This is a genomic window from Bacillus arachidis, assembly GCF_030285945.1.
In the GTDB taxonomy this organism is placed as follows: domain Bacteria; phylum Bacillota; class Bacilli; order Bacillales; family Bacillaceae_G; genus Bacillus_A; species Bacillus_A arachidis.
On the sequence record NZ_CP127376.1, the window covers coordinates 664,964 to 684,772 of the forward strand.

General features: G+C 36.0%; 19 protein-coding genes and 1 pseudogene. 17 read left to right on the top strand and 3 right to left on the bottom strand.

The window, feature by feature from the left end; translation table 11 throughout:
- Window positions 1-146: 146 nt before the first annotated feature.
- The 12 genes and pseudogenes from QRY57_RS05005 to QRY57_RS05060 all read left to right on the top strand — a co-directional run.
- Window positions 147-746, top strand: coding sequence for a TasA family protein (locus QRY57_RS05005; RefSeq protein WP_286016801.1), 600 nt, complete (start codon window positions 147-149; stop codon window positions 744-746).
- A 225-nt stretch (window positions 747-971) separates the two neighbouring features.
- On the top strand, window positions 972-1,943 hold the full coding sequence (locus tag QRY57_RS05010; protein ID WP_286016802.1) for a phosphotransferase enzyme family protein: 972 nt from the start codon (window positions 972-974) through the stop codon (window positions 1,941-1,943).
- Window positions 1,944-2,106: 163 nt separating this feature from the next.
- Complete coding sequence (locus QRY57_RS05015) at window positions 2,107-3,567, top strand: alanine/glycine:cation symporter family protein (RefSeq protein ID WP_286016803.1); 1,461 nt, start codon at window positions 2,107-2,109, stop codon at window positions 3,565-3,567.
- Window positions 3,568-3,710: 143 nt separating this feature from the next.
- Window positions 3,711-4,439: an amino acid ABC transporter ATP-binding protein gene (locus tag QRY57_RS05020; protein WP_026593898.1), complete on the top strand. Its 729-nt coding sequence runs from the start codon at window positions 3,711-3,713 to the stop codon at window positions 4,437-4,439.
- A gap of 12 nt (window positions 4,440-4,451) precedes the next feature.
- The gene (locus QRY57_RS05025) at window positions 4,452-5,288 is read left to right on the top strand and encodes a glutamate ABC transporter substrate-binding protein (protein WP_026593897.1); all 837 of its coding nucleotides are present in this window, start codon (window positions 4,452-4,454) and stop codon (window positions 5,286-5,288) included.
- 66 nt (window positions 5,289-5,354) lie between these two features.
- Window positions 5,355-6,011: an amino acid ABC transporter permease gene (locus tag QRY57_RS05030; protein ID WP_026593896.1), complete on the top strand. Its 657-nt coding sequence runs from the start codon at window positions 5,355-5,357 to the stop codon at window positions 6,009-6,011.
- Entirely contained in the window at window positions 6,012-6,656 is a 645-nt protein-coding gene (locus tag QRY57_RS05035; RefSeq protein ID WP_286016804.1) for an amino acid ABC transporter permease, read from the top strand.
- 231 nt (window positions 6,657-6,887) lie between these two features.
- Window positions 6,888-8,312 carry an amino acid permease gene (locus QRY57_RS05040; protein ID WP_090692852.1) on the top strand — a complete coding sequence of 475 codons (1,425 nt, stop codon included), beginning with the start codon at window positions 6,888-6,890 and terminating at the stop codon, window positions 8,310-8,312.
- A complete protein-coding gene (locus QRY57_RS05045) occupies window positions 8,290-8,670 on the top strand; it encodes an OsmC family protein (RefSeq protein WP_286016805.1) in 381 nt (126 codons plus the stop codon). Before QRY57_RS05040 ends, QRY57_RS05045 begins: the two co-directional genes overlap by 23 nt.
- A 243-nt stretch (window positions 8,671-8,913) precedes the next feature.
- Complete coding sequence (locus tag QRY57_RS05050) at window positions 8,914-9,453, top strand: DUF3967 domain-containing protein (RefSeq protein ID WP_286016806.1); 540 nt, start codon at window positions 8,914-8,916, stop codon at window positions 9,451-9,453.
- Window positions 9,454-9,649: 196 nt separating this feature from the next.
- Window positions 9,650-11,005 carry a hypothetical protein gene (locus QRY57_RS05055; RefSeq protein ID WP_286016807.1) on the top strand — a complete coding sequence of 452 codons (1,356 nt, stop codon included), beginning with the start codon at window positions 9,650-9,652 and terminating at the stop codon, window positions 11,003-11,005.
- A pseudogene (locus QRY57_RS05060) lies at window positions 11,002-11,379 on the top strand (CAP domain-containing protein); the annotation flags it as partial. The gene QRY57_RS05055 and the pseudogene QRY57_RS05060, both read left to right, overlap by 4 nt.
- Window positions 11,380-11,610: 231 nt before the next feature.
- Here QRY57_RS05060 and QRY57_RS05065 read toward each other — a convergent pair.
- A complete protein-coding gene (locus tag QRY57_RS05065) occupies window positions 11,611-12,984 on the bottom strand; it encodes a sensor histidine kinase (protein WP_286016808.1) in 1,374 nt (457 codons plus the stop codon).
- An 11-nt stretch (window positions 12,985-12,995) separates the two neighbouring features.
- The gene (locus QRY57_RS05070; protein ID WP_286017806.1) at window positions 12,996-13,724 is read right to left on the bottom strand and encodes a response regulator transcription factor; all 729 of its coding nucleotides are present in this window, start codon (window positions 13,722-13,724) and stop codon (window positions 12,996-12,998) included.
- A gap of 154 nt (window positions 13,725-13,878) precedes the next feature.
- On the opposite strand from QRY57_RS05070, the gene QRY57_RS05075 reads away from it, so the two are divergent.
- From QRY57_RS05075 to QRY57_RS05090, 4 genes are all read left to right on the top strand, one after another.
- Entirely contained in the window at window positions 13,879-15,096 is a 1,218-nt protein-coding gene (locus tag QRY57_RS05075; RefSeq protein WP_432804075.1) for a cell wall-binding repeat-containing protein, read from the top strand.
- A 150-nt stretch (window positions 15,097-15,246) separates the two neighbouring features.
- The gene (locus QRY57_RS05080) at window positions 15,247-16,692 is read left to right on the top strand and encodes a SulP family inorganic anion transporter (RefSeq protein WP_286016810.1); all 1,446 of its coding nucleotides are present in this window, start codon (window positions 15,247-15,249) and stop codon (window positions 16,690-16,692) included.
- Window positions 16,693-16,773: 81 nt separating this feature from the next.
- Window positions 16,774-17,196 carry a universal stress protein gene (locus tag QRY57_RS05085; RefSeq protein WP_026592926.1) on the top strand — a complete coding sequence of 141 codons (423 nt, stop codon included), beginning with the start codon at window positions 16,774-16,776 and terminating at the stop codon, window positions 17,194-17,196.
- Between the two features lie 251 nt (window positions 17,197-17,447).
- The gene (locus QRY57_RS05090; protein ID WP_081811076.1) at window positions 17,448-17,564 is read left to right on the top strand and encodes a DUF4027 family protein; all 117 of its coding nucleotides are present in this window, start codon (window positions 17,448-17,450) and stop codon (window positions 17,562-17,564) included.
- Between the two features lie 151 nt (window positions 17,565-17,715).
- Here the strand turns inward: QRY57_RS05090 and glpT are convergent, their stop codons facing one another.
- A complete protein-coding gene (glpT, locus tag QRY57_RS05095) occupies window positions 17,716-19,065 on the bottom strand; it encodes a glycerol-3-phosphate transporter (RefSeq protein ID WP_026592927.1) in 1,350 nt (449 codons plus the stop codon).
- Window positions 19,066-19,332: 267 nt separating this feature from the next.
- Here glpT and QRY57_RS05100 point away from each other — a divergent pair, with 267 nt between their 5' ends.
- Window positions 19,333-19,791 carry a MarR family winged helix-turn-helix transcriptional regulator gene (locus QRY57_RS05100; RefSeq protein WP_026592928.1) on the top strand — a complete coding sequence of 153 codons (459 nt, stop codon included), beginning with the start codon at window positions 19,333-19,335 and terminating at the stop codon, window positions 19,789-19,791.
- The last annotated feature ends 18 nt before the right edge of the window (window positions 19,792-19,809 follow it).

Below are 19,809 nucleotides of genomic sequence, written 5' to 3' on the forward strand. Positions count from 1 at the left end.
GATAACAGATAGACTAAAGAGAACTTTTTTAATCAATAAGAGCCGGTCATGCTTCAGGTTAACATTACCGGTTCTTATGAAAATATTTTTATAGTGACACAGATTTTTTATGGGATTTGAACTTTAAAAATAGGGGGATTGTTGAAATGGGTCTTAAGAAAAAACTTGGTATGAGTACTGTGACTGCAGCTCTTGGTTTATTTTTAATTGGGGGAGGAACGTACGCGTATTTCAGTGATAAAGAAGTATCAAATAATACGTTTGCAGCAGGTACTTTAGACTTAAGCGTTGATCCTAATGTTGTTATCGACATTGACAATATTAAACCGGGTGATGAGATGGAGCGCGGATTTCAACTGGTCAATAAAGGTACTTTAAAGATAGGAGACGTGAAGCTTCTTACTGATTATACTGTATTAGATGGTAAAGGTGATAATGGCACTGCTGATTTTGGTGATCACATCCGCGTCGATTTCTTATGGAACTTGGACAAAAATACAGTGCCTGTATGGTCTACTACATTGTCTGAGCTGAAGAAAGCTACGCAAAATGGAAATGTTCTTGACCTTGTGCAAAAAGGTGTTGTAGATCGAGAAGGAGATGGACTTGCTCCTGGTGATGATGACACATTCTATGTCATGTTCACATTTGTAGATAACGGTGAAGATCAAAATACGTTCCAAGGAGATGCATTGAAATTGAACTGGACATTCAACTCAATGCAGACAGAAGGTGAGGATAAGTAAATATAAAGATTCTCGTACTTATACAAGGATAAGATGATAGCGTTATATCTTTAGCTATAATTTAAACATTTTTTGGATAATTTCTTTCAAATATTGTACAGATTGATTTGATAAATCAATCTGTTTTTTGTTGTCAGATAGAGTTTGAGTTTTTTAATCATCATAGCAGTATTTTTTCATATTCCTATCGAATTAAATATAAGGATACATAAAGGGGGAATACATATGGAAATAGCTGTAGAGAGAGTTTTTACAACTGAAATTTTGGAGGAAGCTGCAAGACGATTTAACGTTACAGTGGAAGAAACACCACTTGGTGATTTTGAAAACTATATTTTTCATGCAAAGCATGAAAGCGGGGAATCTTACGTATTAAGATTAACGCACTCTTCTCACCGATCTAAAAAACAGGTGGAAGCAGAGTTAGACTTTTTACGGTATCTTGCAGAGAACGGAGCTAAGGTTGCTGCGCCACATTGTTCAATATCTAAAAAACTTGTAGAAGGGATACAAGCAGCAGATGGAACTATCTTTTATACTTCTCTTTTTACATATGCCAAAGGAGAGAGAGTAAAAGGAGAAACCTCAGTGTATTGGGGCGATGATTTTTTTGAAGCATGGGGAAAAGCGATTGGTCAACTGCATCGTCTTACAATTGATTATCCAAAAACGGAATATCGTGATACCTGGGAAGTAGAGGAGAAAGCGATTATTAATGAGCTAGAAGATAGACAAGTAAAAAAGATTGCATATGCATTAATTGATAAGATAAAGATGCTTCCGATAGAAAAGGGAACTTTTGGACTTATGCACGGTGATATTCATCAAGGGAATTTCCATTATGATGGGAAAGAATTGACGATTTTTGATTTTGATGATGCAACGTATAATTATTTTATTCATGATTTAGCGATGGTTATTTATTATTCTGTTCTTTCAAATGCATGGACTGAACAAGAGAAAACATTGTTTGTATGTAAACAATTACAAGTATTAAGAAAAGGATATGAATTGGAACATCAATTAGAAGAAAATTGGTATGAATCACTACCACTATTTTTACGTCTTCGTGATATCGGTTTATATGGTACGATTCAGAAAAAATTCAAAGGAAAAGAAATGCCAGTATATTTCCAAGAACTAGCAGAAGCGCTTTATGTAAGGATTATAAAGCAGGAAGCCATTGTGAATATATAATACACATGTAACGTAACAAAGTATATATATCGAATATATACTTTGTTTTTTTATACAAAAATATGTTTGTTTTATCAAAATAATATTGTCATAGACTATAGATACATTTATAATTTTTATATATTCTGAATATTCTTTATAAAAGAAAAGGAGGGGGAATGGATTGGAGTCCTTTGTTACTTGGCTAAATAATATTGTATGGAGTCCCGCACTTGTTTATTTATGTTTAGGAGTAGGTTTATATTTTTCAATACGAACGAGATTTTTACAAGTTAGGCATGCAGGTGAAATGGTAAGACTGACATTTCAAGGAGAAAAATCGGAAGCGGGTGTCTCTTCTTTCCAAGCGTTAGCACTTTCTCTATCAGGGCGCGTTGGAACGGGGAATATTGCTGGTGTAGCAACAGCGATTGCTTTTGGTGGTCCAGGGGCTGTCTTTTGGATGTGGGCTGTGGCGTTTTTAGGGGCAGGCTCTGCTTATGTGGAATCAACACTTGCTCAAATATATAAAACGAAGCATCAAGGGCAATTTCGTGGTGGTCCAGCTTATTACATTGAAAAAGGCTTAGGGGTTAAGTGGTATGCACTTGTGTTTGTCGCTGCTACAATTCTTGCAACAGGGATGCTACTTCCAGGTGTTCAAGCAAATAGTATTGCTTTGAGTTTAGAAACAGCTTTTGGTATTAATACATCTGTTTCAGGAGCAGTATTAGTTGTTGTATTAGCACTTATTATTTTTGGTGGAGTTAAGCGAATTGTTAATGTAGCTCAAGTTGTTGTACCGTTTATGGCAGCTGGATATATTCTTGTTGCTTGTGTAATTGTAGCTATGAATATCGAAAAGTTGCCAGAAGCATTCATGTTGATTTTAAAAAGTGCATTTGCCTTAGAAGCTGCGTTTGGAGGAATTATTGGTTTAGCGATTTCTTGGGGAGTAAAACGTGGTATTTATTCGAATGAAGCTGGTCAAGGAACTGGGGCACATGCGGCTGCAGCTGCTGAAGTATCTCATCCAGCAAAGCAAGGCCTTGTGCAAGCTTTTTCCGTTTACATTGATACATTATTCGTTTGTTCAGCAACAGCATTTATGATGATTATTACAGGCATGTATAACGTATTTGATGCAAGCGGAAAAAATTTCATTGTGAATAAACTGAATGGTGCAGAACCAGGTCCTGGATATACACAAGCTGCAGTAGAATCTGCGTTTCCTGGATTTGGAAATGGATTTGTTGCAATTTCTCTATTATTCTTTGCTTTTACAACGATTATGGCGTATTACTACATTGCAGAAACGAATATTGCCTATTTAAATCGTGATAAGGATCGTCCATGGATGTCACTTGTTTTAAAAATTGTTTTCTTAGGTGTTGTATTCTACGGCTGTGTCAAAACAGCAGCAACAGCTTGGGCGCTTGGAGATATCGGTGTAGGGATTATGGCATGGGTCAATATCATTGCAATCATACTTTTACAAAAACCGGCACTGCTAGCACTGAAAGACTATGAAAAACAGAAAAAAGAAGGAAAAGATCCTGTATTTGACCCAAAGGAGCTAGGAATCAAAAATGCTGATTTCTGGGAACACGAATACGGAAAAGATAAGAAAGAAGAAGTGTCATAATAGAGTATTTGCAAAACAATAAAGTGGAGTGTATCTGTCCGTTATTGTTCAAATAATGGGAATTTCTATTTGCATGGCCGAATAAAATTTGAATCAGGTAAGCTTCACTTTATTAATAATTGGGTCAGAAAGGGGGAAAAAGATTGATTGCTTTTCGTAATGTAAACAAGTTTTATGGTAACTTTCAAGTTTTGAAAAATATTAATTTACAAGTCCAAAAAGGAGAAGTAGTTGTAATCGTAGGGCCATCGGGATCTGGAAAAAGTACATTACTTCGCTGCATTAACCAATTGGAAACAATTACAGAAGGAGACTTAGTAGTACAAGATGTTGAAGTACATAATCCGAAAACAGATATGAATGAGTTACGCCGGAATATTGGAATGGTGTTTCAACATTTTTATTTATATCCACACAAAACAGTGCTCCAAAATATTACACTTGCACCAATAAAAGTGAATAAGACTTCAAAAGAAGAAGCGGAAAAAACAGCAATGTATTATTTAGAAAAAGTGGGAATTCCAGAGAAAGCGAATGTGTATCCGCAGCAATTATCTGGTGGACAACAGCAACGGGTAGCGATTGCAAGGGGATTAGCGATGAAACCAGAAATCATGTTATTCGATGAGCCAACTTCTGCACTTGATCCAGAAATGATTGGAGAAGTGCTTGATGTAATGAAAACCCTAGCAAAGGAAGGGATGACGATGGTTGTCGTCACTCATGAAATGGGATTTGCACGTGAAGTAGCAGACCGCATTATATTCATGGATGAAGGGCAAATCATTGAAGATACAAAGCCAGTAGACTTCTTTGCAAATCCAAAGCAAGAAAGAGCACGATTGTTTTTAAGCCGGGTGTTAAATCATTAGAGGAGGGGTTTTATGTTTAAAATGAAGAAACTGTTCGTTTTAATTGTATTTTCATGCTTATTTGCTCTTATCATAGCAGGTTGCGGGAGTAAGAAGGAAACGTCCAAAGAAGTTTCTAAAGAAACTTCAGGCGGAAAAGTGGTAGATCAAATTAAAAAGCGTGGGAAATTAGTAGTTGGGGTTAAGAATGATACAAACTTATTTGGATTAAAAGATCCTGCAACAGGGAAGGTAGAAGGATTTGATGTTGATGTAGCAAAAGCGCTTGCGAAAAAAATTCTCGGAGACGAGAGTAAATTAGAATTAAAAGAGGTAACTTCTAAAACGCGTATTCCAATGTTGAAAAACGGTGATATTGATGCGATTATCGCAACGATGACAATTACAGAAGAGCGTAAAAAAGAAGTTGATTTTTCAGATGTATATTTTAAAGCAGGGCAGTCATTACTTGTAAAAAAAGGAAGCAAGATTAAGAGTATTGATGATGTGAAAAGTGGTGTGACAGTATTGGCGGTAAAAGGATCAACTTCTACGCAAAATATTCGTAAAAAGTCCCCAGAGGCAAAAGTACTAGAATTTGAAAATTATAGTGAGGCATTTACAGCATTAAAAGCAGGAAAAGGGGATGTCCTTACAACGGATAACGCTATTTTATACGGCATGGCAAAACAAGATGCAAATTATCAAGTTGTTGGAAAGATTTTCACGGATGAACCGTATGGAATTGCTGTTCAAAAAGGAGCAACTGATTTAACAAAGGTAATTAATGATTTGTTAAAAGAGATGAAAGCGAACGGTGAATACGATAAATTATATGAAAAATGGATTGGTGAAAAACCAGAGAAGTAAAGTATAGAAAGAGTAAGAGGATGAGAGATACTCATCCTCTTCTTGTAAAGAAAGAGGGGGGAGCATTTGCCTGATTTTTCTATTCTTACAAACAATCTTGATTTGTATTTAGAAGGATTTAAATATACAGTGATGTCTAGCATTGTTGCACTGATTGGGAGTTTTATTCTCGGTACGATTATGGCAGTGATGCGAATTGCACCCATTCGAGTTTTGAATTGGTTTGGCGCAGCTTATGTAGAATTCATTCGGAATATTCCACTTGTTTTAATTGCATTTGTATTTTATTTTGCTTTTCCAGTAATGGGTGTTACATTAAATGGGTTTATTGCTGGGACGGCCGCACTTACAATCTATACAGCAGCATTTATTGCAGAAGCAATTCGAGCTGGAATCTTGTCAGTTCCCAAAGGACAGATGGAAGCAGCGCGTTCTTCGGGCTTAACGTACGTGCAAGCGATGTATTATGTCGTTTTACCACAAGCTATTAAAATAGTAATTCCACCATTAGGTAATCAGTTTCTCAATTTAGTAAAGAACTCATCTATCCTTGGCATTATTGCCGGAGCAGATTTGATGTATCAAGGGGATTTAATTTCAACAAGAACATTTGTTACATTCGATGTATATATATTTGTTGGTATGTTTTATTTACTATTGACTGTACCGCTTAGTATGCTTGTGCGTTACTTTGAGAAACGCTTAGCGAAAGGAGCGGTGTAAATGGATTTTCGAGGTGCTTATACAGGCGATCATGTCTTATTTTTATTAAAAGGACTACTTGTTACGTTAGAAATAGCTGTTGTAGCAATTTTGCTTAGTTTTATTATTGGTAGTGTAGTAGGGACTTTACGATATACAAGAATCCCAGTCGTATCACATTTATTAGGATTTATCGTTGAAATCATTCGTAATTTACCATTACTTTTAATCATCTTCTTTACGTATTTTGCACTTCCAGAAGCTGGACTGAAATTAGAGATTAAAACGGCAGCCATTGTTGCTTTAACAATATTTGAAGCAGCGATGATATCAGAAATTGTACGAAGCGGTTTATTATCGATTGAAAAAGGACAAATTGAAGCAGCACGTGCCTCTGGATTATCATACGTACAAACACTTTGGTATATTATTTTGCCACAAGCTTTGCGACGTATGGTACCACCGCTCGTTAGTCAATTTATCTCTTTATTAAAAGATACATCACTAGCGGTTGTGATCTCATTACCAGAACTTATGCATAACGCCCAAATTATAAATGGACAGAACGTAAATTATATGATTCCTACATTAATACTTGTTGCGTTTATGTATTTTGTTGTCAATTACAGTTTATCAATTGTATCTAGAAAATTAGAAAGTCGTTAACTCTTACATGAAATGAGATGTAAGAGTTTTTTATTTTTTACATAGTATAGGAGCTATGATTTGGAAGATATTTGTTTTTTTTTATGGGTGTAATTATAATTTAGATAAAAAAATATATATTTTATCAGAAAAGTTTTAATTTTATATAGAAATTGTAACCGCTTTCGTGTATATTTTTGTTATCAGAAAATTTTAAAAAGAGATAGAGGGTAGTTATAGGGGAGGATTACGATGCAGCAAACAACGAACGAGAAATTACATCGCACGATGAAGAGTAGACATTTATTTATGATTGCACTTGGAGGGGTAATCGGAACAGGTTTTTTTCTTGGATCAGGCTATACTATTAACCAAGCAGGACCAGGAGGAGCAATTCTTTCTTATTTAGTCGGTGGATTTATTATGTATTTAACAATGCTTTGCCTCGGTGAGCTAACAGTAGCGATGCCAGTTTCTGGTTCTTTCCAGAAATATGCGACGAAGTTTATCGGCCCGGGGACAGGATTTATGATTGGATGGCTTTACTGGCTTGGATGGGCAGTTACAGTTGGCTTAGAGCTGACATCAATCGGTTTAATGATGAAAAGATGGTTTCCAAATGTAGATGTTTGGGTATGGTGTCTTGTATTTGGAGTTATTTTATATATGGCCAATGCTATTTCAGCAAAGAGTTATGCGGAATTAGAATTTTGGTTCTCCAGTATTAAAGTTATTACAATTATTGCATTTATTGTTCTTGGTGGTAGTGCGTTATTTGGTTTCTTGCCATATGACGGAAAAGAAGCAGCACCTCTTTTTTCTAACTTTGTGAGTGATGGCGGATTGTTCCCAAATGGACTTGCAGCGGTACTTCTTACTATGATTACAGTTAACTTCTCGTTCCAAGGTACAGAGTTAATTGGGATTGCAGCAGGGGAGAGTCAAGAACCAGAAAAAACAATTCCACGTGCAATTCGTAATACAGTATGGCGCATTATGTTGTTCTTTATTTTAACGATGACGATTTTAGTAGGTTTAATTTCATGGAAAGATGCAGGGGTTATTGAAAGCCCATTCGTTGTTGTATTTGATAAGATCGGCATTCCATATGCAGCAGATATTATGAACTTTGTTATTATCACTGCTTTATTGTCTGTAGCAAATTCAGGATTATATGCAGCAACGCGTATACTATGGTCACTTGCAAATGAAGGGATGGCACCAACTTCCTTCAAAAAGGTAAATAAACGCGGTATTCCGATTATGGCATTAGTAGTTACAATTGCGGTAGCGGCACTATCTTTACTAACGAGCTTTTTGGCAGAGGATACAGTATATATGTACTTATTATCTGTTGCTGGTTTATCTGCAGTTGCAAGTTGGATTATCATTGCATTGTCACAACTTCGCTTTAGAAGCCAGTACGTAAAGGGTGGCGGGAAATTAGAGGACTTAAAATATAGAACACCGCTATATCCAATTGTCCCAATTTTAGCGTTAATTACAAATAGTATTGTTGTGATTAGTTTAGCGTTTATTCCAGAACAGCGCATGGCATTATATTGTGGTATTCCATTTATCATTTTCTGCTACGTGTATTATTATATGAGTAAGAAGCGACAGCAAATTACGAAAGTGGAGATGGGCACAACGTATGAAACTAACAATCAAGCATGATGATATTGAGGCGGAACTTTCACATGGTCAATTGTCTATTGGAAAAGAAAGTGGATATACACCGTTAGAATTACTAGTTTCTTCTATTGCAGGGTGCAGTGCAATTGTATTTCGGACAATTCTAGAAAAGAAGCGTATTACATATGATACGTTTACAATTGAAACTGAAATCGGAAGAAGTGAAGTTTTATCAAGACCGGTAGAAAGTGTTCATTTGCACTATAAAGTAAAAGCAGAAGGGATTACACAGATACAGTTAGAGAAAGTGTTAGAGCTTGCGGTGAAGAATTGTACGATTGCTCAATCTGTGAAGGATAGTATAAAAATTACGGAAACAGTTGAGTTAATGGGTGAATGAACTTTTGTGAGTGGTATGTAAAGTCAGAAGAAATTGAGAATAAGATCGTATAAAGTGAAGTAAACGTCAAGTAACTCTAAAATCAACCTTTATTGTATATTTTGGAGTTACTTGACGTTTACGTTTTTTTACTTGTATATATAGTTTTACAACACCTTCATTAGTTTATTACTAACATTATGAATAAATGATATAATCTATTTTTATCTTAGTGTAATAAATTAATTGAAAAGGTGAGAAGGCATGGGGAAATGGTTTACACTTCGAGAAATTTCTCGAAATACATCTATACCTATTCAAACGGTAAAGCGCTATGTAGAAGATTATCAGTCATATTTAAATATGCGTAACGAAGAAGGCGTTTATATATTTCATGAAACATGTATTTCTACACTACAAGAGGTTAGACAATGCTATAAACAAGGAAAGAATAAAGAAGAAATTAAAGGGATTTTGAACAAAGTTTGTAGCAATTCCACGGCGATGGTAGTCAAAGAGAGTACATGTAATGAGGACCCTCTATTATTAGGAATACATAAGCATTTAGAAAAAGAAAATAATGTTCATCAAAATCTTATGACAATGATTCGGGAGCAAAGTAAAGAGATAAGTAAGCTACATCAAAAATTAAATGAGCATTTAGAACAAAAAGAACGTATCGCAATAGAAGAAAGAGATCGTACATTAACACAGTTACTTAGAGAGATGCAAAATGTAAAAAGAGAAATAGCAAAATCAAAAAAGAAATCTTGGTGGAAAACTTTCTTTTTTGAAAAGAACTGAAATCACATTTATATACATATTTATCTCGCTATTCGCGGACAGTAAGACCTCGACTGATTAAAGTTTCACTTTATTTTTAGTGGAATCACGTATGTTTTCTTTCTTTTTGAAAATGCTAGACTTTTTTTGACGATTTTATTAAGGTAAATATTGTGCACAAAAAGGAAAGCTCAAATTTGAGCGTTGGGAGTAGTTTATGACAGAAAATAAACAACAAAAACGCTTAATATTCTTGCTAACTGTTGTGCTGGTTGCAATATTCATATGCGTTAGTTTTCAAAACAAGAAAACAAATTCGAATAAGTCTAATAATCATGTAGCGGATGTACGTGAGGATAAAAATTCTGAAAAATCCAGTAAGAGCGATTTTTCCAACGTAAAAGTTACAAATAATGTTTCTGATCAATCACTAAAAGAGAAGCTCTCGAATTCAGAAGATGAAGGTAATATTTCGAAACAACCAATTGAGATAGATCATGCTAGTGATTTACCTCAAAATAAGAATTATAGAGATTCAAGTGAAAAAATTTTTTCTACTGAAGTACACAAGGAAGCTACTTTCGTTAAGTTAGGAAAAAAGGACAGCGACAATGATCACACTTTAAACAACATGAATAATTTAATACAGCCAGTACAAGTTAGTGAGGCATACGAAAAAGAAAAGCAGATCGAAGCTAGAAAGCAAGAGGAAGCCGAAAAGCAGACCGAAGCTAGAAAGCAAGAGGAAGCCGAAAAGCAGACCGAAGCTAGAAAGCAAGAGGAAGCCGAAAAGCAGACCGAAGCTAGAAAGCAAGAGGAAGCCGAAAAGCAGACCGAAGCTAGAAAGCAAGAGGAAGCCGAAAAGCAGATCGAAGCTAGAAAGCAAGAGGAAGCCGAAAAGCAGACCGAAGCTAGAAAGCAAGAGGAAGCCGAAAAGCAGACCGAAGCTAGAAAGCAAGAGGAAGCCGAAAAGCAGATCGAAGCTAGAAAGCAAGAGGAAGCCGAAAAGCAGATCGAAGCTAGAAAGCAAGAGGAAGCTGAAAAGCAGACCGAAGCTAGAAAGCAAGAGGAAGCCGAAAAGCGATCGAAGCTAGAAAGCAAGAGGAAGCCGAAAAGCAGACCGAGGCTAGAAAGCAAGAGGAAGCCGAAAAGCAGATCGAAGCTAGAAAGCAAGAGGAAGCCGAAAAGCAGACCGAAGCTAGAAAGCAAGAGGAAGCCGAAAAGCAAATCGAAACTAGAAAGCAAGAGGAAGCCGAAAAGCGGATCGAAGCTAGAAAGCAAGAGGAAGCCGAAAAGCAGATCGAAGCTAGAAAGCAAGAGGAAGCCGAAAAGCAGATCGAAGCTAGAAAGCAAGAGGAAGCCGAAAAGCAGACCGAAGCTAGAAAGCAGGAAGAAGCTAGAAAGCAAGAAGAAGCTAGAAAGCAGGAAGAAGCTAGAAAGCAAGAAGAAGCTAGAAAGCAAGAAGAAGCTAGAAAGCAAGAAGAAGCTAGAAAGCAAGAAGAAGCTAGAAAGCAGGAAGAAGCTAGAAAGCAGGAAGAAGCTAAAAAACAAGAGAATAAAGGTCATGTACTAAATGCGTTTGAAAAACGTGTTGTGGAGCTAGTTAATGTAGAACGAGCGAAAGTTGGCTTATCTCCATTGCAGATAGATACAGAGCTTAGTAAAGTAGCACGTTTAAAATCAGAGGATATGTTGACAAATAATTATTTTGATCATAATAGTCCAGTTTATAATTCGCCATTTGACATGATGAAACGTTTTGGTATTTCTTATTCAGCAGCAGGTGAAAATATCGCTAAAGGGCAACAAACACCAGAAGGAGTTATGGATGCTTGGATGCACAGTCCAGGGCACCGTGCGAATATTCTAAATAGGAATTTTACTTATATAGGTGTTGGTTACGTGAAACAAGGAAATATTTGGACGCAACAATTTATTAAAAAATAAATAAAAATTGTTGATAAACTCGAGTTTTTAGCAAAAAAAAACTTTTTTGAATTTGCAAATGATGGAATTTAAATTATGAAACGAATTCAGCCGTTTAGTAAAGGTATCCCATGAAGAGTTCAATAAAAAGTTTTGAACGACAGAAGTCATTTTTACGAATGACTTCTGTTTTTTATTATAAGCGTCACCTGTCCCCCACCTATCTTCCTTATCAAGTTGTCTAAAGCTTTTTCACATATTGGTTGGTAATGAAATAGTAAAGCAAGAACCTTGATTTACTTCACTTGTGACAGTAATTTCTCCATCATGTAGTTCAACTATCTCTTTAACAATAGCAAGCCCTAATCCAGTTCCACCAGTTGAACGAGATCTTGCTTTATCAACACGATAAAATCGTTCGAAAATGTGTGGAATATCTTCTTTTGGAATTCCTTCTCCTGTATCTTGTATGGCAATTTCAATTTGTGTTTTATGCTCTGTAACGGAAATTATAATTCGAGAATGTTCAGCTGAATGTGCATAAGCATTATTTAAAATATTGACAATAACTTGTTCAAATCTTTGTTCATCAAGAACTATGGAAAGTGAAGAAGAACATGTTGAAGAAACGTGGATATGTTTCGCTCCATACATCATATTCACTTTTGTAACAATGCGAGAAAGGAAGGTTTGCAAGTGTACTTCCCTTGCCTGAATAGAAAAATTATGATTTTCCATTTGAGCAAGTAAAAACAAGTCCTGTACTAAATTTGTAATAGAATCAGCTTCGTCTCTTATAATCGATAAATACCTTTGACGCTGCTCAGGAGATGTACCGTTTTTCATGGCGATGTCTGCATATCCTCTTACATAAGTTAGCGGTGTTCTTAGTTCATGAGCGACACTTGCCAAAAATTCACTGCGTTCTTTTTTCATGTAATGTAAATCATTTGCGAGCGTTTGGATAGACACGGCAAGTTCGCCAATTTCATCATTTCGAGTACTAGTTAAAGAGACGGATAAATCACCATGACTCATTTTTTCAGTAGCATGCTTCATACGGAGGAGCGGCTTCGTTAACAGACGTGATAGAAGAAATATCGTAATGACTGTTAAAATGAATGTAACAGCACCAGCAACAAGAAATTGTTTTGTAAGACCTGCAATCATTTGTTTAATGGAACTTGTGCCAAGAAACATATAAACATAACCTTGCATTTTTCCTTCTATTATTATTGGACTAACTGTGCATATATAGTTAGAAGTTTTCCAGTGATTCTCCACGATAGTTCCGTTATGGTTCGTATCTGCTATCATTCCAATAATGTGCCTCTTTATAGTGGAATCTATATCATTAGAATTTGCTAATATCTCTTTACGAGCATTTGTAATAACAACCTTTGTCTCAGCTTCTGACTCCATTAACGCGACATGAGAAATGGTTTGCGAATCAAAATGTTTTTCGAGTACATCTCGGTGGCTATTTCCACGTTTTAATAATGCTGTCATCTCCTCATTTACTCTTGTATTGACAAGGCTGTAATAGAGCAGTACAAATAAGACGCTCTCAATTAAAAGTGTAACAATTAAAAAATAAAATCCGAGTTGAACAGAGATCCGTTTCATCGCGTTACTCCTTAATTTTCAATATCAATCCATCGATAGCCAATTCCATACACGGTTTTTAAATGTTCATCAATTGGGAATTTGGCCTTTCGTAATTTATCACGCAAATTACGAATATGAGAATCTACTGTACGATCCTCTGTATTTGTATCTAGCCCCCAAATCCGCTCAATAAGCTGATCGCGACTTAATACATAGTTCACGTGATGTAAAAATAACCCAAGTAAAGAAAATTCGATTGGTGTAAGGGGGAGTTCTTGATCATAAACGGAGATAAAGTGTCTCGCTTCATCCCACAAAATTCCTTTATAGCGTAGTTGCTCATGTTGATTACTACGCCGTAATACAGCTTCAATACGTGCTAATAATTCCTCTTCTTGAAAAGGTTTCGTTATATAATCATCAGCCCCAATTTTTAATCCTTGAACAACATCAATCGTTTGATCGCGTGCAGTTACCATAATAATAGGAACGTTACTAAATGAACGGATCCTTTTGCATGTTTCCCATCCATCCATTTTCGGCATCATAATATCGAGAAGAATGAACTTGAAATTTTGTTTTTCTATATAGGAAAGGGCTTCTTGTCCAGAAGTGACACAAATGCAGTTATATCCTCTAGGAGTAAGATAAAGTGCTACTAATTCCAGCATACGCGTTTCATCATCTACAAGTAGTATATCCATCATATAATATCCTCCGTATTTGTATTCACTACTAAAAGTGTAAAGCAAAATCATGAAGAAATGGTGCAGATTATGATGCATCTGCATAATTTCTTCAGAATTGCTTGCTATCGTATAGTTGAAATTTCCATTTTTGGTAAAGGATATAGGCTTGAAAAATGATAGATATGGAGGCGATTTAGTGAAAAAGGTAACTCAAGTTTTGAGTATGACAATAGTTGCTGCATTTGGACTTGCAGCGTGTGGGCAAGCAAATACAGAGCATAAAAATCACGAATCTGCAAACGAGAAGAAAAATAATCAGCAAAAGGAAATGAATCGTGAAGCGATGCCACCGAAAGAAATGAATGCCGATGCATCTCGTGATTTATTAACAACAAGCTTAAAAAATATCACACGATTAAACACAAATGACTCTGTTCACATGGCAGTCTTAACATCACAAACAATTTGGCCAGCGACTCATAAGGAGAATCAACCGGGAGCGGTAATTTTAGTACCAGTTAATCATTGGCAACTTGGAATTGCTAGTGCGGATCTCATTCATCATCCAAACAATGGACCTATTTTATTTATGAATAAGGAAAGTATTCCGGAAGCGACATTAAAGGAAATAAAACGGTTAAATCCACTTGGCACAAAAGATGGAACGCAAATTATGGTGATGGGAGATGTAGAATCTCCCGTATTAGATCAACTGAAAGAATACAAAGTAAAACAGATAAAAGAGACTGATCCAGCGAAGTTTGCGAAAGATGTTGATAAAGAATATGCAGACATAACAGGGAAGTATCCGGAAAGTGTTATTGTCGGTTCGTCTGAAGAAGAAGGGCGTTTGTATACAACTCCAGCCGTGAACTGGATTTCTCATATGCCTGAACCTCTTTTATATGTAGGTAAAGATAAAGTACCCGAAGCTACAATTGAGGCGTTAAAAGCAAGAAAAGGAAAAGTAAATATATATGTGTTAGGCCCAGAAAAAATTGTTTCAAAAGAGGTAGAAAAACAATTGAGTAAGCATGGCAAAGTAACCCGTATTAGTGGAGAAACCCCGACAGAGAATTCAATTGCCTTCGCAAAGTTCAAAGATGAAAAAACGAAATTTGGTTGGGGATTTAAAAAGCCGGGACATGGCGTATCATTTACTTCAACAGAAACACCTGATTTAGCAATTGCTGGTGCGCCGTTTTCACATATGGGGAAACATGCACCGGTCCTTCTATTAGAGAATGGTAAAGTAACGCAGCCAGTATATGATTTACTAGCGATGATAAAACCGAAGTTTAAAGATGATCCAACGCTTGGGCCATATAACCAAGGTTTTTTATTAGGGAATATAGAGAATATTTCATTTGATACACAAGGGATATTAGATGAAAGATTAGAGATTGTTCAAGAAAATGGCGAGGGGCATAGTGGGCATTAAAAGAAAAAGCATTGTGTCAGGCAATGCTTTTTTATTTGGGAAACTTTTTCATAGCAAAAAATCTGACGTTCATTATATAATAGCCTTCGTGCAGTCGGATCGATTTTCTTATGAAGAAAATCAAAAATAAAAAATTAGAGGAGTGTTCTTTTGTTTCAAACCATAAAAAATGAATGGTTTTCTAATGTGAAAGGTGATGTGTTATCAGGGATTGTTGTTGCATTAGCTTTAATTCCTGAAGCAATTGCCTTTTCTGTTATTGCAGGGGTAGATCCAATGGTTGGATTATACGCTGCTTTTTGTATCGCGGTGACAATTTCATTTGTGGGCGGAAGACCAGGAATGATTTCTGCTGCAACAGGTGCGATGGCACTGTTGATGATAACGATTGTAAAAGATTATGGATTACAGTATTTGTTTGCTACAACAATTTTAACCGGTGTTGTACAAATTATCTTTGGCGTGTTAAAACTAAGCTCATTTATGAAATTTGTTCCGCGTTCTGTCATGAGCGGATTTGTGAATTCGTTAGGGATTTTAGTTTTTACAGCACAATTGCCTCATTTTCAAGGCACGAATTGGCAAATGTATGCGTTAGTAGCTTTAGGGCTCGCAATTATTTATCTATTTCCACGTATTACAACAGCAGTGCCTTCTACACTTATTGCTATTATTGTCGTGACAAGTATTGCACTATTGGGCGGTTTACAATTACGTACAGTTGGTGATATGGGAAGTTTACCAACTGAATTACCGTTTTTTAGTATTCCGAATGTGCCATTTACGTTAGAAACATTAGCTATTATTTTACCGTATTCTATTATGTTAGCTGTTATTGGTTTATTAGAGTCACTATTAACGGCATCTCTTTTAGATGATATGACAGATACAACAAGTAATAAGCATAAAGAGGCACGTGGACAAGGAATTTCTAATATTGTTGCTGGTTTCTTTGGTGGAATGGCAGGGTGTGCAATGATTGGACAATCTGTTATTAATATTAAATCTGGTGGTCGTGGTCGCTTATCCACATTCGTAGCAGGTGGATTTTTAATTGTATTGCTGTTTGTTCTTGGTGACTATGTTGTCCATATCCCGATGGCAGCATTAGTTGCAGTTATGATTATGGTTTCTATCGGGACATTTGATTGGAACTCTGTATTTACTCTTCATAAAGTTCCGAAAGGTGATGCCTTTGTTATGATTGTAACAGTTACAATTGTTCTCGTTACACATAATCTAGCTCTTGGTGTTATGATTGGTACAGTTATAAGTGCAGTTTTATTCGCATTTAATATGGCAAAAAAGATTCACGTGAAACATTTTTATGTTGGTGAGAAAAAAATATATGCCATTCATGGCCAACTCTTTTTTGCATCTACTACAGAATTCATAAATGCATTTCAATTTAAAGGAGATGTAAAGGAAGTAGAAATTGATTTTACACAGGCTCATGTATGGGATGGTTCAGCAGTAGCAGCAGTTGATAAAGTTGTAATGAAGTATGAGCAAAATGGTGTAAAAGTAAAGATCACAGGATTAAATGAGCGCAGTTCAGAACTTGTTATAAAATTGGCGAAACAAGCTGTTCGTTAAATAGGAAGAACTTTTTCGGAGAACCGAAAGAGTTCTTTTTATATTATAATACGAGTATGATGATGAAAGGGGCTCCAGCATATGTACAAGCAAATTATACTAGCATGTGATGGTTCAGAACACGCGCTTCGTGCAGCAAAACATACCGCACATATTGCTAAATTTAGTAAAGAAGTAAATGTTGAAGTTGTATATGTTGTAGACAATAAAACAGCAAAATCAGATATTATACAGGGGCAAACAGATATAGAGACAATCTCAGCTAGTAGAAAAGATAGATTAAAGGAAATTGAGTCTTTATTACAGCAAGAAGAGATCTCCTATAATATTACGATTTTACATGGTGATCCAGGAAATACACTTGTGCAATATGTAAATACAGGAGATATTGATCTTGTTATAGTAGGGAGCAGAGGATTAAATACATTGCAAGAAATGGTGCTTGGTAGTGTCAGTCATAAAGTGGCTAAACGAGTGAGATGTCCAGTGATGATTGTGAAGTAACAGACGGCAGAAATGTTGTCTGTTTTTCTTTTTGTTTTCACTTGGCATGGAGCAGGAAGAGGGGCCAATCGCTTCTAGGCATGGCTGGATGATCTCTACATCCTAAAAAAGATTTATGTTTTTTTATTTGTATTTATATTAGGTAGAAATCTTACAATATTGTAAGACAGTTGTTAGTGAAATCGATGTTATAAAATTTCTTACATGGGTAAAATAAAGATATCAAATAAACGAACGAAAGGATGAAAGAGATGAAAGCATTTCAAGGTTTAACATATAGTCAAGGAGTGAGTCTTATTTGTTTAGGGGGATTTACTACTTCGGTAATATTGGCTATTGCTATGAAAATGTTTCAGCAGATGTTTTAATAAAAGTAATATATATAAATAGAAGGGAAATGATTGTTATAGGCTGCAAGAAAATATCACTAGGCATAAATAAAAAATAGCTCTTAGCATATATCTGAATGCTAAGAGCTATTTTATTTCAGCTGTTGTTTCCACTGATTAAAGTTTCACTTTATGCTTGCTGAGATTTTGACGATCCTGTATTTAAAGTAAGTGCAAGGAATACAATCGCAAGCACACAAGATGCAAGTAATAGAATGAAACCGCCGTCCCATCCGAAAGCATCTACGATAAAGCCCATCGCAGCACTAGCGAATGATGCTCCGCCAAGATAGCCGAAGAATCCTGTTAAACCAGCTGCTGTTCCAGCTGCTTTTTTCGGAGCTAAGTCAAGTGCATGTAGTCCAATTAACATAACTGGTCCATAGATTAAGAAGCCAATTGCTACAAGTGCGATACTATCGATGATTGGGTGGCCAGCTGGGTTTAACCAATAAACAAGAACAGCAATGAATACACCAACCATGAATAAAATACCAGCAGGGGCACGGCGTCCTTTAAAGAGTTTATCACTCATCCACCCACAAAGAAGTGTCCCCGGAATCCCAGCCCATTCATATAGAGCGTAAGCTGTACGAGAGCTACTATGAGTAAAGCTTTTTTCCTCTACTAAATAAGTAGGTGCCCAGTCCACAACACCATAGCGTACAAAATATACGAATACGTTAGCAATAGCAATGTACCATAAAAACTTATTGTTCAGTACATATTTGAATAAAATTTCCTTTACCGAAAGCTCACGCTCACGATCTTTTACTTTTTCATCTGCTGGATATTCTCCTGTATGTTCCTCAATTGATGGTAATCCGCAAGATTGAGGTGTATCACGCATTGTAATTAGTACATAAATCCCAACTAAAATTGAAAGAATACCTGGGAAGTAAAATACACTTTTCCAATCATTAGCGAATAAATATAGCCCTAATGTAACAAGGGACGGCATAAGTGCTCCACCGACGTTATGAGCAACATTCCAAATAGACATTTTTGTACCACGTTCACTAATAGAGAACCAATGAACCATCGTACGACCACATGGAGGCCACCCCATACCTTGTACCCATCCGTTTAAGAATTGCAGAACAAACATGAGTAAAATGCTTGTTGTAATAAAAGAAAACGAACCGAAAATAATATTAATGATACCGGATAAAAATAGTCCTGCTGCTAAGAAGTAGCGGGGGTTACAACGGTCGGATACAATTCCCATAATGAACTTGCTTAAGCCATATGCAATGGATACGGCAGAAAGGATAATACCAAGTTCACCTTTACTGAATCCTTGTTCAACAAGATAAGGCATTGCCAGTGAAAAGTTTTTGCGAACAAGATAGTAACCTGCATAACCAATAAAAATGCCTAAAAACACTTGCAAGCGCAGTTTACGGTATTCGCTATCGACGCGATCAGCAGGCAATCGTTCTGTATGCGGCGCAGGTTTAAATAAATTAGTCAGAAACATTGCTAAAAATCCTCCTCTATTATTGTAAGCGTTTAATACCATGGCAAACAAAAAAGACTATGAAACATAGAAGGGTGCTCTTTCTATGTTTCATAGTCGTATACTCTAATTCTCCATGACCTTCGCTATTAACTTCGTCACAAATTATACAACTTTGTGACAAAATTGTAAACGTTTTTACAAAATAAAAATATTGACGAAATTAATTATAAGGTTTAATATTTAAAAACGTTAAATATTTTATTGCTTAAATAAGAGGTGGATAACATGCCAAATGATATGACTCATATTGATAGAATCCAAGCTTTAGCATTTTCTATAGGAAAGAAAATGCAAACGGAGTTACTAGAACAAATGCAAGCATCAGGACTTACACCACCGCAGTTTTATATTTTAAAAATTTTAGACCATTATGGTGCATCAAGAGCAACAAAATTGGCGAAGAAAATGTATGTGAAACCAAGTGCAATTACAGTAATGATTGATCGGTTAATCGAGCAAGAGTTGGTACTGCGCTACCATGATAAAGATGATCGCCGTGTTGTTGTAATTGAGCTGACGAAGAAGGGGAAAGATGTATTAGAAGAGGCAATGATCGCTCGAAATCAGCATATTGCGAAATACTTCTCACAATTAGATTTACAAGAAAGAGAAGATTTATTACGCTTATTTGAAAAAATAGAGACAATTATTTGCGGGGCATCTGAGGAAATAGAGACAAACTAAAAAGAATTGAGGAGATTA